The organism is Oceanicella actignis, assembly GCF_008124525.1.
GTDB lineage: Bacteria > Pseudomonadota > Alphaproteobacteria > Rhodobacterales > Rhodobacteraceae > Oceanicella > Oceanicella actignis.
Window position 1 is genome coordinate 127,502 of sequence record NZ_VNHJ01000007.1, and the last position, 12,439, is coordinate 139,940.

10 protein-coding genes are annotated in these 12,439 nt (G+C 74.6%); 4 read left to right on the forward strand and 6 right to left on the reverse strand.

Features of this window, described 5'->3' with window-relative positions; genetic code table 11:
- Nucleotides 1–4 precede the first annotated feature (4 nt).
- The 3 genes from LY05_RS10970 to hemC all read right to left on the reverse strand — a co-directional run bounded on the left by LY05_RS10970 (nt 5) and on the right by hemC (nt 3,528).
- Nucleotides 5–1,651 (reverse strand): hypothetical protein, encoded by a 1,647-nt coding sequence (locus tag LY05_RS10970; protein WP_148923201.1) that lies wholly within the window; start codon nt 1,649–1,651, stop codon nt 5–7.
- A gap of 117 nt (nt 1,652–1,768) precedes the next feature.
- Complete coding sequence (locus tag LY05_RS10975; RefSeq protein ID WP_148923202.1) at nt 1,769–2,545, reverse strand: uroporphyrinogen-III synthase; 777 nt, start codon at nt 2,543–2,545, stop codon at nt 1,769–1,771.
- Between the two features lie 2 nt (nt 2,546–2,547).
- Entirely contained in the window at nt 2,548–3,528 is a 981-nt protein-coding gene (hemC, locus tag LY05_RS10980; protein WP_148923242.1) for a hydroxymethylbilane synthase, read from the reverse strand.
- A gap of 115 nt (nt 3,529–3,643) precedes the next feature.
- Here hemC and tsaD point away from each other — a divergent pair, with 115 nt between their 5' ends.
- The 3 genes from tsaD (at nt 3,644) to LY05_RS10995 (ending at nt 5,549) form a co-directional block, all read left to right on the forward strand.
- Nucleotides 3,644–4,756 carry a tRNA (adenosine(37)-N6)-threonylcarbamoyltransferase complex transferase subunit TsaD gene (tsaD, locus tag LY05_RS10985; RefSeq protein WP_148923243.1) on the forward strand — a complete coding sequence of 371 codons (1,113 nt, stop codon included), beginning with the start codon at nt 3,644–3,646 and terminating at the stop codon, nt 4,754–4,756.
- 89 nt (nt 4,757–4,845) lie between these two features.
- Nucleotides 4,846–5,118 (forward strand): YciI family protein, encoded by a 273-nt coding sequence (locus tag LY05_RS10990; RefSeq protein WP_072747513.1) that lies wholly within the window; start codon nt 4,846–4,848, stop codon nt 5,116–5,118.
- A complete protein-coding gene (locus LY05_RS10995) occupies nt 5,118–5,549 on the forward strand; it encodes an EVE domain-containing protein (protein WP_072747512.1) in 432 nt (143 codons plus the stop codon). The genes LY05_RS10990 and LY05_RS10995 overlap by 1 nt, the downstream gene beginning before the upstream one ends.
- Nucleotides 5,550–5,968: 419 nt before the next feature.
- On the opposite strand, the gene LY05_RS11000 is transcribed toward LY05_RS10995, so the two are convergent.
- Nucleotides 5,969–6,868 (reverse strand): DUF2189 domain-containing protein, encoded by a 900-nt coding sequence (locus tag LY05_RS11000; protein WP_148923203.1) that lies wholly within the window; start codon nt 6,866–6,868, stop codon nt 5,969–5,971.
- Between the two features lie 222 nt (nt 6,869–7,090).
- Here LY05_RS11000 and LY05_RS11005 point away from each other — a divergent pair, with 222 nt between their 5' ends.
- Entirely contained in the window at nt 7,091–8,410 is a 1,320-nt protein-coding gene (locus LY05_RS11005) for a ferredoxin reductase family protein (RefSeq protein WP_170258978.1), read from the forward strand.
- Nucleotides 8,411–8,598: 188 nt separating this feature from the next.
- Here LY05_RS11005 and LY05_RS11010 read toward each other — a convergent pair whose 3' ends face one another.
- On the reverse strand, nt 8,599–9,780 hold the full coding sequence (locus tag LY05_RS11010; protein WP_072747509.1) for an acetyl-CoA C-acyltransferase: 1,182 nt from the start codon (nt 9,778–9,780) through the stop codon (nt 8,599–8,601).
- Nucleotides 9,773–11,866, reverse strand: a complete 2,094-nt coding sequence (locus LY05_RS11015; protein WP_148923205.1) for a 3-hydroxyacyl-CoA dehydrogenase NAD-binding domain-containing protein — start codon at nt 11,864–11,866, stop codon at nt 9,773–9,775. The genes LY05_RS11010 and LY05_RS11015 overlap by 8 nt, the downstream gene beginning before the upstream one ends.
- Nucleotides 11,867–12,439 lie beyond the last annotated feature (573 nt).

Below are 12,439 nucleotides of genomic sequence, written 5' to 3' on the forward strand. Positions count from 1 at the left end.
GCGTTCAGCCGCGGGTCAGCGCGGCGCGCCACTGGGCCAGCGCGCTCAGCGCCGCCTGGCGGGCGCGGGCGCGGTCGAGCCACGCGCCCATCGCCGCGCGCGCCGCTTCGGGCAGCGCCTCGGCCTCGGCCAGCGCGTCGTCCAGCCGCCCCTCGCTCAGCGCCGCGTTCATGCGCCCCAGCGCCGCGTCGGGCGAATCGCCCTCGATCGCGCCGGTGGGCAGGCCCGTCAGCCGCGCCTTGAGGCGCGCCGCCAGCCGTCCCTGCACGGTCGGCTCGACCTCGGCCATGATCGCCGCCTCGAGCGCGGCGCGCGCGGCGGCGGGGAATGCCTCCTGCAACGCCAGAAGCGTCGGCGCCCCCTTGGCCGCGACCAGCGCCAGCGCCTCGGGGGCGGCGACGCCCGAGGCGGCCTCGACTTCGTCCAGCGTCGCGGCGAAAGGCGCGCCGGTGTCGAGCGCGGCGCCGATGGCCTCGAGCCCGGCGCGAATGCGCGCCTGCGCCGCGGCCTTCGCGGCCTCTTCGCGCGCGGCCGCGGCCTCGGCGTCGGCCTGGGCGACGCGCGCGCGCATCTTCTCGAGCGCGTCGTTCAGACGCCGCTCGACCCCGGCCTCGACCGCGTCCACCCGGCCCGTCAGCGCCTCGACCCGCCGCGCCAGCTGGGCGAACTCGCCGCGCAAGGCGTCCACCTCGGCCTTGAAGGCGGTCACGCGCATGGCCGATTCCTCGCTCAGCCCGCCATTGGCCTGCCCCAGATCGGCCAGCCCGCCGGACAGCGCGCCAAGGCGCCCCTCGAGCCCGGCCAGCTTGGTCTCGAGCCCGGCGACGCGCGCGTTCACCCCGGCCGGGTCCAGCGCGTCAAGCTGCGCGGCCAGCGCCTCGAGGCGGGTTCTCAGCTCGGCCAGCTCGGCCGGATCCGCTCCCTGCGCGCGCGGCGCGGCCGACAGGCGCGACAGCTCGGCCTCGACCGCCTCGATGCGCGCCATCGCCTGCTCGAGCGCGGCGCCGACGCGCTGGTCCATCTGCGCGCCGATGCGTTCCTCGAGCGCGGCCAGATCCTCGGGCGTCACCGCCGCGGCCGGGGCCAGCAGGCGCGCCACGGGCGCGGGCAGATGCGGCGCGGCCTTGGGCGCAAGCCACAGCGCCAGCCCCGCGCCGGCCAGCAGCAGGATGAGGCCGGTCAGCAGCACCCCGGCCACCGAGCGCCCTCCCTCTTCGTGTTCGTCATGCGCCTCGTCCTCGAGCGCGCCGTCCTCGTCATGCGGATCGTCGAGCGGATCGCCATGCAGATCAGGCGCCTCGGAGCGGCGCCCATCCGCGCGCCCGGCCTCGGCCGAGAAGCGGCCCGCGCCGGGCGCGTCGGCCTTGTCCGTCGCGCCGGCGCGCGGGGCGTCGGCGCCGTCCTCGTCCTGCGCGGAGGCGGTTTCGGCCGCCTCGTCGGCCGCCTCGCCCTTGCGCGGCGCGGCGTCCTCGCCCTCGTTCGACGCGGCGCCCGCCGGGGGCGCGTCCGGCTGCGCGCCGTCCTCGGCCGGCGCGGCGTCGGCCGCGGCCGCCGCCTTGCCCGGGGTTCCCTCGCCCTGCGCCTGTTCGGAGCGCGGCGCGGCCTGCCCGGGGGTCTTTTCGTCTTCCGAGTCGCCGTTCCTGCCCGTCATTCGCCCGCCTCTGATCCTGAGTTTCCTGCCCGCGCGATAGTGCCGCCGCGCCTTGCGCCTGTCGATCCGCAACCGCCGCGGCCGATTGCTGCGGCCGCGCGCGCCGCTCACAAGGGCTTAGCGCGAAGCGCGGATGCGGTCCAGCAGCCTTGCCGCCGCGTCGCGCATCGCCGCCCCGTCGGGACGGGCTGCGATCTCGACCAGGCCCGGCGCCAGCGGCGCCAACGGCGCGGCCGCGGCGGGGCTGATCGCCGCCGCCCCCGCCAGCCGCGCAGCGCCCGCCAGCCGCGCAGCGCCCGCCAGCCGCGCAGCGCCCCCCTGCCCCGCCGCGCCCGCCTGCCCCGCCGCCAGCCGCGCCAGAAGGGCCGCGCCGCGCGGCGAATAGACCGCCGCCGACGCCCCGCCCTCGGCCAGCGCGCGCTGCGCGGGCTCGGGCAATGCCTCGCAGGCCTGCATGCGATAGACCACGGCCTCAATCACCTCGACGCCCGCAGCGCGCAGGCTGCGCGCGGGCTCGACGCGCGCCTCGGCGCCGCGCAGATGCAGCACCGGCCCGCGCTCGCCCGCCGCCAGCATCCGCGCCGCCAGCGCCGCGCCGTCGCCGCCGCCCTCGCGCACGTCGCGAAACCCCGCCGCGCGCGCCGCCGCCGCCGTGGCCGGCCCCACGCACCAGACCGGCAGCGCCAGCGCGGCGGCGCAAGGCCGCACGGCCCGCAGCGCCTTGGCCGAGGTCAGCGCCAGCGCGCGGGCCGAGGCCCAGTCGGGCGCCTCGGTCGTCGGGACGAATCGCGAGACCGGGCAGGGAATCGCCCGCCACCCCAGCGCCGACAACGCCTCGGCGTCGCGCTCGGCCTCGGGGCGGGCGCGCACGACCAGAAGCGGCGGCGCGCGCATGCTCAGCCCCAGTCGAAAAAGCCGGGCCCGGCGCGCCCGCGCAGCTCGGCCGCGGCGTCGGCCCCCATGGCGGCCCCGTCCGAGGCCGGCCCCTCGCGCTCGGTCGCAAGGCGCTCCGAGCCGTCGGGGCGCAGGATCTCGGCGCGCAGGCGAAGGCGGTCGCCGTCAAGCTCGGCAAGGGCGCCGATGGGCGTGCGGCACGAGCCGTCGAGCCCCGCCATCAGCGCGCGCTCGGCCGCAAGGCGCAGCCCGGTCGGGGCGTGGTCGATCGCCGCCAGGAGGGCGCGCACCTCGTCGTCGGCGGCGCGCTGCTCGATCCCGATCGCGCCCTGCGCGACCGCCGGCAGCATCACCTCGGGCGCGATCGGATGCGCGGCCAGATCCGCCATGCCCAGGCGCCGCAGCCCGGCCACGGCCAGGAAGGTCGCCTCGGCCACGCCCTCGGCCAGCTTGCGCAGGCGCGTCTGCACGTTGCCGCGGAACTCGACCACCTCGAGATCCGGGCGGAAGTGGCGCAGCTGCGCGCGCCGCCGCAGGCTCGAGGTCCCGACCCGCGCGCCCGGCGGCAGCGCCGCGATGCCCGCATGGCGCGACGAGATGAAGGCGTCGCGCACGTCCTCGCGCTCGAGATGGCAGGCGATGACGAGGCCCTCGGGCTGCTGCGCGGGCATGTCCTTCATCGAGTGCACCGCGATGTCGATGCGCCCGTCCAGCAGGGCCTCCTCGATCTCCTTGGTGAACAGGCCCTTGCCGCCGATCTCGGACAAGGGGCGGTCCAGCACGCGGTCGCCGGTGGTCTTGATGACGACGATCTCGAAGGCGGATTCGGGCAGGCCATGGGCGCGCATCAGCCGCGCGCGCGTCTCGTGCGCCTGCGCCAGCGCAAGCGGCGAACCGCGGGTGCCGATGCGCAGCGGCGCGTGGGCGCCGAAACGGCTCGAGGAACGGGCGGCGGGGCGCGGCGCGCGGGCTTCGGATTGCATCGTCATGCGCGCGGTGTTACCTGCCGCGAAAGCCGCGCGCAACGCCCGCGCGCCGTCCGGGGCCCGCGCGAGGGCCCCGCGGGGCGCGGCGGCGCGCATGCGAGCGGAGGTGCGACTGACCCGCCATCTGACCATTCTGGGCCTTGAGTCGAGCTGCGACGACACCGCCGCGGCGGTGGTGCGCGCGCGCATCGAGAACGGCGCGCCCGTCGGGCCGGGGCGGATCCTGTCCTCGGTCGTGGTGGGGCAGAACGCGCTGCACGCGGCCTTCGGCGGCGTCGTGCCCGAGATCGCCGCCCGCGCCCATGCCGAGCGGCTGGACCTGTGCGTCGAGCGCGCGCTGGCCGAGGCCGGCCTGTCGCTGCGCGACATGGACGCGGTGGCGGCGACCGCCGGGCCGGGGCTGATCGGCGGGGTGCTGTCGGGCGTGATGTGCGCCAAGGGGCTGGCCATGGGCGCGGGACTGCCGCTTGTGGGGGTCAACCACCTCGAGGGGCACGCCCTGACGCCGCGCCTGTCCGATGGGCTGCCCTATCCCTATCTGATGCTGCTGGCCTCGGGCGGGCACTGCCAGCTGCTGGCGGTGCGCGGGCCGGGCGCCTACGAGCGGCTGGGCGGCACCATCGACGACGCCCCCGGCGAGGCCTTCGACAAGGCGGCCAAGCTGCTGGGGCTGGGCTATCCGGGCGGCCCCGAGATCGAACGCGAGGCGGCGGCGGGCGATCCCTCGCGCTTCGCGCTGCCGCGCCCGCTGCTGGACCGCCCGGGCTGCGACATGAGCTTCTCGGGGCTCAAGACCGCGCTGCGGCGCGCGCGCGACCTGCTGGTCGAGCGGCAGGGCGGGCTGACCGCCGCCGACCGCGCCGATCTGTGCGCCGCCTTCCAGGCCGCCTGCGCCGAGGTCCTGGCAGAAAAGACCCGCCGCGCCCTGGCGCAGGAGCGCGCGCGCGCGGGCGCCGCGCCGGCGCTGGCGGTGGCCGGCGGCGTGGCGGCGAACCGGACGCTGCGCGCCGCGCTCGAGCAGGCCGCGCGCGACGAGGGCGGCGCCTTTTTCGCGCCCCCGCCGGCGCTGTGCACCGACAACGCCGCCATGATCGCCTGGGCGGGGGCCGAGCGCTTCGCCCGCGGCGCGCGCGACGGGCTGGACCTGGCGGCGCGGCCGCGCTGGCCGCTCGACCGTTCGGCCGCGCCGATGCTCGGCTCGGGCAAGCGCGGGGCCAAGGCCTGAGCGCCTTGCGGCGCGCGCCGGCGGCGGGCATATCTGCATCGGATCGCGCCCGATCCCGAACCCGGAACCCAGAACCCGACGGAGCGCCCATGCCCCATATCCTGATCTGCAAGGACAAGCCCGGACATCTCGAGGTCCGCAAGGCCAATCGCGACGCCCATCTGGCCTATGCCGAGCAATCGGGCCTGGTGATCTTCGGCGGCCCGATGACGGACGAGGGCGGCGCCATGATCGGCTCGGTCCTTGTGCTCGACACCGAGGATCGCGCCCGCGCCGAGGACTTCGCCGCCGGCGATCCCTATGCGCGCGCCGGCCTGTTCGAGAGCGTCGAGATCCGCGGCTTCCGCAAGGTGTTCGGCTGATGGCGCGCTGGCTGTTCAAATCCGAGCCCAACACCTGGTCCTGGGAGGATCAGGTCGCGCGCGGCGACGCGGGCGAGCCCTGGGACGGCGTGCGCAACTACCAGGCCCGCAACAACATGCGGGCCATGAAGAAGGGCGACAAGGGCTTCTTCTATCACTCGGTGAACGAGAAGCGCATCATGGGCGTGGTCGAGGTGATCGAAGAGGCCCGCCAGGACCCCACCACCGACGATCCGCGCTGGGAGTGCGTGACCATCCGCGCCCTCGCGCCCCTGCCCCGGCCGGTCACGCTCGAGGAATGCAAGAACGATCCGCGGCTGAAGGACATGGTGCTGGTGCGCAACTCGCGCCTGTCGGTCCAGCCCGTGAGCGAAGAGGAGTGGCGCGTGATCTGCGAGCTGGGCGGCCTGACCGGCCCGGCGGCGGACTGACGCCGCCCGCGCGCGCGCCGCAGGGGGGCTTGCGCGTGCGGGCCTTCTCAGGCGCCGGCGCCGCGCCCTGCGGCGCATGCGCGGCCCGGCATCGGGCGCGGCGGCTGCAAGAGCCAAGGCGCGCGTCATCGGCCCCGCATGGCGGCGCATCGGGCCTCGGCGCCCCGCCCCGCGGCGCACGCAACCCGGCATCCGCAAAAACCTGGTCGCGCGTCGTCGGCCGCACCGACGCCCCCGCCGAGGCTGCGCCGAGATCCCGCTGCGAAGGCGCGCAGCCGCCCCCCGGAACGCAACGCCAAACGCGGGCGACGAGGACGGGCGCGACCGGCAAGGCCGGCCGCGGCCGACGCATCCCGCCATCGCCCTCGCCCGTTGCCCCGAATGGCGGCCGCGACCTGCGCGGCGCGGCCCTGCGCGGCTCAGGCGAGCGCCTTGTCCGCGCCCGGTTCGGCCTCCGGCGCCGTCGCGCGGCGGTATAGATGCCAGGTCGCATGGCCCAGCACCGGCACCGCCACGACAAGCCCCGCGAACAGGGGCAGCATCCCCAGCGCCAGGGCGCCCGCCACGATCGCCCCCCAGGCCAGCGCCGGACCGGGGTTGAGCAGCGTGAAGCGCACCGAGGCCACCACCGCCGCCGGCAAGCCGACGTCGCGGTCGAGCAGCATGGGAAACGAGATCACGCTCGCCGCCAGCACCGTCGCGGCCAGAAGGCCGCCGACCGCCGCGCTGGCCGCGATCAGCGCCCAGCCCTCGGGCGTGGTCAGCGCAAGGCGCGCCAGATCGGCCAGCGAGGCCGGCGCATGGGCGCCCAGCGTCGCCGCATACAGCGCCGCCGCGATCGCCATCCAGGCCACGAAGACCGCGCCAAGCATCAGCGTCAGCGCGAAGACCGGCCCGAAGGCGGGCGAGCCGATCACGCGAAAGGCGTCGATCCAGCTGGGAGTCTCGCCGCGCTCGCGCCGGCGGCTGAGCTCGTAGAGCCCGATCGCCGCCGCCGGCCCGATCAGCGCAAAGCCGGCGGCGGCCGGAAACAGCAGCGGCAGAAGGCGCGCATCCGCGGCCGCCATCCAGGCCGCCAGGCCGACAAGCGGATAGATCACGCACAACAGCAACGCATGCGTGCGGCAGGCCAGGAAATCATCCCAGCCCGCGCGCAGCGCGGCGCGGATGTCCTCCATCCCGATCCGACGCAGGGCCGGCGGCGCCTCGCGCCCATCCGCCGCCCCGCCCAGGCGCGCGCCCGCCTCGGACAAGCCGCCCAGCGCGCGTTCCAGCGCCTCGGCGCCCCAGACCAGGGGGTTTCGTATGGTGTTCGCCATGACGGACTCCTTTCGAGCCTCGCCCGCCGCCGCGGCGCCTTCGCGCACGGCTGGCGGGCTATTGTTGACGTAACGTCATCATAGCACGATGCGCCGCCGCGCGCTTTCACATCTGCGCGCCGCCACGACATGCGCGGCCCAGGGCTCGGTGATCTGGATCAAGGCCGGCAAGGGGCGGCGCCGGCACGATGCGCGCCGAACGCCGCAACGGATTGGACGCCCATGCCCGCTTTCGCCCTCGCCCTTGGCTATCTTGCCACGCTGCTCGGACCGCTGGCGCTGGCGGCCTGGCGCGGACCCGCCCCGCGCAGCCCCGCCGACGAGCTGGCCTCGGGCGCCGGGATGATGGCCCTTTCCATCATCCTGGTCGAATTCGCCCTGTCAGGACGCTTCGCCGTCATATCGCGGCGCACGGGGCTGGATGCGACGATGCGCATGCATCAGCTTTTCGCGCGCACGGCGCTGGCCCTGGCGCTCGTGCACCCGTTCCTCTATCGCGCGCCGGCCGCGCCGCCCCCGCCCTGGGACCCCACGCGCCAGGGCGTGATCGCGCACGAGCCCTGGGCGCTGGCCGGGGGCATCGCCGCCTGGCTGATCCTGCCCGCGCTGAGCCTGTCGGCCATCGGGCGCGACGCGCTGGGCTGGCGGCACGAAACCTGGCGGCTGACCCATGGCGCGCTGGCGCTGGCGGCGCTGGGCGGCGCGCTGCACCATGCGCTGAGCGCCGGGCGCTACGCGGCCGAGCCGACGCTGGCGGCGGTCTGGATCGGGGGATCGGCGCTTGCGGCGCTGTCGCTGCTGTGGGCGCGGATCGGGCGGCCGCTGGCGCTGGCGCGTCGCCCCTGGCGCATCGCCGCGCTGGCGCCCGCCGCCGAGGGCGTGTGGCGGCTGCGGCTCGAGCCCGACGGCTGGCGCGGGTTTCGCTACACGGCGGGCCAGTTCGCCTGGCTCAAGCTGGCATGCGGGCCGTTCTCGATCCGCGAGCATCCGTTCTCGATCGCCTCGGCGCCGGCTTCGGGCGACGGGCTGGAATTTCTCATCAAGGAGCTGGGCGACTTCACCTCGCGCATCGGGGCGCTCGAGGTCGGCGCGCGCGCCTGGGTGGACGGCCCCCATGGCGCGCTGACGATCGAGGGCCGGCCCGCCCCGCGCGTGGCGCTGATCGCCGGGGGCGTGGGCATCGCGCCGCTTCTGGGCATCGCGCGCCAGATGGCGCTGACGAACGACCCGCGCCCGCTGACGCTGGTCTACGGCAACCGCCGCGCCGAGCAGATCGTCCATGCCGACGAGCTCGAGGCCCTGGCCGCGCGCCCGCGCACGCGCGTCGCGCTGGCCCTGTCCGAGCCGCCGCCGGGTTGGCGCGGACATCGCGGCGTCATCGACCCCGGCCTGATCCGCGCGCTGTTCGGCGCGCCCGAGCATCGCGACACGCTGTTTCTGCTGTGCGGACCGCCCGCGATGATGGAATCGGTCGAGGACGCGCTCATCGCCCTTGGCGTGCCCGCCCGACGCATCCTGTTCGAAAGGTTCCGCCATGACTGACCCGCGCGACCGGCTGCCCCAGCGCGCCCGCCTGCTGCTGGCCTTTCACGCGTTCAATCTGGCCGCGGCGCTGGCGCTGATCGCCTTCGCGCTGCGCTGACGCGGCGCGCCCGGCCGGATCGCTCCGGCCGGGCGCTGCGGCAAGATGGCGTCGCAGGATGCCTGCGGAAGATGCCTGCGGGGCGCGCTCAGAAGACCTCGAACAGGCCCGCCGCGCCCTGACCGCCGCCGATGCACATGGTGACGACCACATACTTCACGCCCCGGCGCTTGCCCTCGATCAGCGCGTGGCCGACCATGCGCGCGCCCGACATGCCGTAGGGGTGGCCGATCGAGATCGAGCCGCCGTCGACGTTCAGGATCTCGTCGGGGATGCCGAGGCGGTCGCGGCAGTAGAGCACCTGGCTGGCGAAGGCCTCGTTCAGCTCCCACAGGCCGATGTCGTCCATCTTCAGCCCGGCCCGCTCGAGCAGTCGCGGCACGGCGAAGACCGGGCCGATGCCCATCTCGTCGGGCTCGCAGCCGGCGACCTGGAAGCCGCGGAAGGCGCCCAGCGGCTCGAGCCCGCGGCGTTCGGCCTCCTTGGCCTCCATCAGGATGCAGGCCGAGGCGCCGTCGGACAGCTGCGAGGCGTTGCCCGCGGTGATGAAGTTGCCCGGCCCGCGCACCGGCTCGAGCGCGGCCAGCCCCTCGAGCGTGGTGTTGGGGCGGTTGCACTCGTCGCGGTCGAGGACGACCTCCTTGTGCGTGACCTCGCCCGTCTCCTTGTCCTTGACGGCCATGGTGACGGTGATGGGCACGATCTCGTCGGCGTAGCGCCCCTCGCGCTGGGCGGCGGCGGTGCGCATCTGCGACTGGTAGGCGTATTCGTCCTGCGCCTCGCGGCTGATGCCGTAGCGCTGGGCCACGATGTCGGCCGTGTCGATCATGGGCAGGTAGAGATCGTCCTTGTGCTTCTCGAGCCAGGGATCCTTGCGCGCCACCGGGTTGAGGTTGGCCTGGGTGATCGAGATGCTCTCGAGCCCGCCCGCGCCCATCACCGGCGAGCCGTTCTGCGTGACGGCGTGCGCCGCCATGGCGATCGCCTGCAGCCCCGACGAGCAGAAGCGGTTCACCGTCACGCCGCAGGCGGTGACCGGAAGGCCGGCGCGCAGGGCGATCTGGCGGGCGATGTTGCCGCCCGTGGCCGCCTCGGGCAGGCCGCAGCCCATGATCACGTCCTCGACCTCGGCCGGATCGATGCCCGCGCGCTTGACCGCGTGCTCGAGCGCATGGCCGCCCATGGTCGCGCCATGCGTCATGTTCAGCGAGCCGCGGAACGCCTTGCCGATGCCCGTGCGGGCGGTGGAGAGGATGACGGCCTCACGCATTGTTCAGATCTCCGAATTTCCGGCCGCTCTCGACCAGTTCAACCAGCAGAGGCGCCGGCTTCCAGAAGCGCGGATCCTCCTTCTCGAATTCGCGGATGTCGGCCAGGATCCTGTCCAGCCCGACATGATCGGCGTAGTGCATCGGCCCGCCCCGCCAGCGCGGATAGCCGTAGCCGAAGATGCTGACCATATCGACGTCCAGCGGCCGCAGGGCGATGCCCTCGCCCACCACCTTGGCGGCCTCGTTGACCGTGGCGGCGACGTAGCGGCGCATGATCTCTTCCTTCGAGAACTCGCGCGGGGCGATGCCCAGCTTCTTGCGCTCTTCCTCGATCAGGGGCATGACGCCGGGGTTGGGCGGGCCCGAGCGCGGGTTCTGCGAGTAGTCGTAGAAGCCGATGCCCGCCTTCTGCCCGATCCAGCCCTTCTCGTACATGCGGTCGAGAAAGCCCGCCGCGTAGCGGTCGGCCGGATCGCGCGTGGCGTCGCGGTCGCGGCGCGACAGGTAGCCGATGTCCAGCCCCGCCAGGTCGCCCATCTGGAACGGCCCCATGGGGTAGCCGAACTCGCGCACCGCCTCGTCGATGACGTAGGGGCTGGCGCCGTCCTCGACCATCATGTTGGCGGCCTTCATGTAGCTGCCGAGGATGCGGTTGCCGATGAAGCCGTCGCACACGCCGCAGCGCACGCCGACCTTCTTCATCTTCTTGGCCAGCAGGAAGCCCGTGGCCACCGCGTCGGGCGCGGATTTCTCGCCCACGATCACCTCGAGCAGGCGCATGATGTGCGCCGGCGAGAAGAAGTGCAGCCCGATCACGTCCTGCGGGCGGCGGGTGCAGGCGGCGATCTCGTCGATGTTCAGATACGAGGTGTTCGAGGCCAGCACCGCCCCCTCGGGGACCACCGCGTCGAGCTTGGCGAAGACCTCCTTCTTCACCGCCATGGTCTCGAACACCGCCTCGATGACCAGGTCCACGTCGGAAAGCGCGCCGTAGTCGTCCGTGGCCTGGAAGTTGGCGGCCAGAAGCGCGTCGAGCTGCTCCTGCGTCATGCGGCCCTTCTTGACTGACGAGGCGAAGTTGCGGCGCACGTTCTGCTCGCCGCGCGCGGCGGCCTCGGCGTCGCGCTCGACCATCACCACCTTGAGCCCGGCCTGAAGCGCCGCCGCGGCGATGCCCGCGCCCATGGTGCCGCCGCCGATGATGCCGATCTTCTCGAGCTTGCGCGGCGTGGCGCTGGCCTCGGGCACCTTGGCCACGGCCCGCTCGGCGAAGAAGGCGTGCACCAGCGCGGCGCGCTGGGGATCGTCATGCAGCTTCTGGAACAGCTCGCGCTCGCGCTTGAGGCCCTCGGGCAGCGGCAGGTTCGAGGCCTCGACCGCGTCCACGCACACCACCGGCGAAAGCTGGCCGCGCGACTTTTTCTTCATCTCGGCGCGCCAGGCGTCGAACAGGGCCGGATCGTGGCCCGCGGCGGTCATGTCGCCGGTGCGGCGCACGCCCTTGCCCTCGGCCAGCAGCTTGCGCGCGAAGGCGACGCCCGCGGCGCGCGGGTCGCCCGAATCGTCGATGGCGTCGATGATCCCCTTCTCGAGCGCCTCGGCGGCGGGCACATGGCGGCCCGAGGTGATCATGTCCAGCGCGGTCTCGACCCCGGCCACGCGCGGCAGGCGCTGCGTGCCGCCGGCGCCGGGCAGGATGCCCAGATGCACCTCGGGCAGGCCGACGCGGGTGTCCGGCTGCGCCACGCGCCAATGGGCGCCCAGCGCCACCTCGAGCCCGCCGCCCAGCGGCGTTCCGTGCAGGCTGGCGACCACCGGCTTCGAGCAGGCCTCGATCTCGTTGACCAGCTCGGGCAGCCAGGGCTCCTGCGGGGGCTTGCCGAATTCCGAGATGTCGGCGCCGGCCATGAAGGTGCGCCCCTCGCCGACGATGACCGCGGCCTTGGCCTCGGGGTCCGACTCGAACTTGCGCAGCGCGTCCTGCATGCCCTTGCGCACGGCGTGGCTCAGGGCGTTGACTGGCGGATTGTTGACGGCGATGACGGCGATGTCGCCGTCGCGCGTGTATGTCACCACGTCGGACATGTTCCTCTCCTGACTTCGGACGGCCCGCACGTTTTGCTGTGCGGCACAACGTTTCGCAATGTCGGAGCCGGAGTTTAGACACGCAGACCGCCAGCGCAACCCCCCGCCGCGACGCGGCGCGATTTTCCGCGCCGCCGGGGCGGAGCCGCGCCCGGCGCCCGGCGTCATGGCCCATGGTCCATGGTCCCGAGCGGATCTCGGGCGCGGGCGGTTGGCGCGCCGAGGCCGGATCTTCGAGGCGACGCAAGGGCGCGCGCGGCGACCGGCCGGGCAAGGCGCCCGGGCGCAAGGTCTTCGGCGCCGCCGGATGGCGATCTGCCGATGGACATGCACGCCCCCCGCGCGCACGCGGTCTCGCGGCGGGGCGGCAAGGACTTCGCCCGCGACCCGCAGAGCGCCGCGTTGCCGGCGCCCCGCGCGCACGCAATGAAGGAAATGGCGACGAAGGAACGCCGCGGTCGTTCGGGGGGCGCCATGTCGGGCCGGCGGCGCGGCGCGAACGCGGAATGGCGGAGGGTCCCCCAACCCTCCGCCTCCCCACGTTCAGCCGCGATCGCGGCTGCGCTCCCACCC

Bases quoted from the DNA above. Each gene is read 5' to 3' on its own strand.
- LY05_RS10970 (WP_148923201.1), bottom strand. From the start codon at position 1,651: ATGACGGGCAGGAACGGCGACTCGGAAGACGAAAAGACCCCCGGGCAG.
- LY05_RS10975 (WP_148923202.1), bottom strand. From the start codon at position 2,545: ATGCGCGCGCCGCCGCTTCTGGTCGTGCGCGCCCGCCCCGAGGCCGAG.
- hemC (WP_148923242.1), bottom strand. From the start codon at position 3,528: ATGCAATCCGAAGCCCGCGCGCCGCGCCCCGCCGCCCGTTCCTCGAGC.
- LY05_RS10990 (WP_072747513.1), top strand. From the start codon at position 4,846: ATGCCCCATATCCTGATCTGCAAGGACAAGCCCGGACATCTCGAGGTC.
- LY05_RS10995 (WP_072747512.1), top strand. From the start codon at position 5,118: ATGGCGCGCTGGCTGTTCAAATCCGAGCCCAACACCTGGTCCTGGGAG.
- LY05_RS11000 (WP_148923203.1), bottom strand. From the start codon at position 6,868: ATGGCGAACACCATACGAAACCCCCTGGTCTGGGGCGCCGAGGCGCTG.
- LY05_RS11005 (WP_170258978.1), top strand. From the start codon at position 7,091: ATGCCCGCTTTCGCCCTCGCCCTTGGCTATCTTGCCACGCTGCTCGGA.
- LY05_RS11010 (WP_072747509.1), bottom strand. From the start codon at position 9,780: ATGCGTGAGGCCGTCATCCTCTCCACCGCCCGCACGGGCATCGGCAAG.
- LY05_RS11015 (WP_148923205.1), bottom strand. From the start codon at position 11,866: ATGTCCGACGTGGTGACATACACGCGCGACGGCGACATCGCCGTCATC.